We start from the raw sequence: 1,154 nt of genomic DNA, 5'->3' as shown, positions 1-1,154 counted from the left end.
GCCCGCGTCCATCCCACCGGCGTCCGCGCCGCCGGCATCCGCGGGAACGGCGTCGACGGCGCCCTGGTCGGCGGCCGCCCCGTCGGCGTAGCCCGCGTCGTAGCCGGGGTCGAACAGGGCCCCCACCAGGGCCGATCCGACGACGTAGCCGCCGATGGTGCCGAGCATCGACGCCCCGAGCATTGAGCCGAAGCCCGGCCCTCCCGAGAACGAGCGTCCACCGAACGTGCGTTCCATGAACCCGGGCCGGGAGTACTCGGCGCGCGTCGCCGCGCGGGCCAGAACGGACGGATCGTCGCTGGCGGGACGCTCGGCGGGTGACAGTCCCGCCGACAGCTCCTGCAGCACCTGCTGACGTTGTGCGGGAGTCAGTCGACCGAAGGCCTCGGCGTGCACCTGCTCGACGGTCTCGGGAGGCGCCGTGCGCAGCAGGTAGCGATAGCGCTCGACCGCCTGGCGATCGGTTGCTTCCGCGTCCTGCGCCCCGGGGTCCGGAGCTACGGATGCCGCGCCCCCGGCCACCTGCGCGGGAGGCGGCGCGTAGCGGCCGTCGCCGTCACGGAACCCGCTGGCGCTCGGCCGCGCGTCGGGCGAAGACGCGGCATCCCGCCGGCGGTCGTCGTCGCTGGAGCCGAACAATCGATCGAGGAAACCCATCTCTACCTCCTGGATAGGTTCCCTACGCTAATCGCGCGGCCCCGAAGGCGACGAGGGGTTGCCCCGCGCGGGTTCGTCGTCGGCGGGTCAGCCGCGGCGGGCGATCGCCTCGCTCGTCCAGAGCGCATACGCCGACCAGGGGTCGTCGTGCAGCGCGGCCACTGACGCGATGTGCGCGTCGAGCGCGGGGGAACGGCGGAACCACTCGGTGCGTCCGAAACGCTCCGCCGCGAACGCTTCGTGACGACGCCGCTCGAGCAGGCGGTCGCCCGGCTCGAAGGCGAGCAGTTCGTCGTGCCAGATCGCGGCCAGGCGCTGCCGCGGGCGTGCGGTCGTGCCGATCTTGATCCGGTCCTCGAAGCGCAGGTAGTAGACCACGTCGATGCGCGGGGGCGGAAGTTCGTCGTCGATCGGCTCGCCGTGGCGCCACTCGCAGACCGCGCACAACCAGCCGCTCGGCCAGCGCACGCCGAGTCGCGACCCGCACAGCCGACACG

The 1,154-nt window shown here is 73.2% G+C and carries 2 protein-coding genes; both read right to left on the bottom strand.

Features of this window, described 5'->3' with window-relative positions; translation table 11 throughout:
• The coding region (locus DBR36_RS17665; RefSeq protein WP_181373536.1) for a hypothetical protein at positions 1 to 657 on the bottom strand (657 nt) is incomplete at its 3' end.
• 87 nt (positions 658 to 744) lie between these two features.
• Positions 745 to 1,154 (bottom strand): GIY-YIG nuclease family protein (locus DBR36_RS09110; protein WP_375136069.1); only part of this gene is annotated, 410 nt, incomplete at its 5' end.

It is taken from the genome of Microbacterium sp. HMWF026 (assembly GCF_003061325.1).
Lineage (GTDB): Bacteria > Actinomycetota > Actinomycetes > Actinomycetales > Microbacteriaceae > Microbacterium > Microbacterium testaceum_E.
The sequence above is the reverse complement of the archived record's forward strand: the minus strand, read 5'-3'. Positions and strand labels throughout refer to the sequence as shown.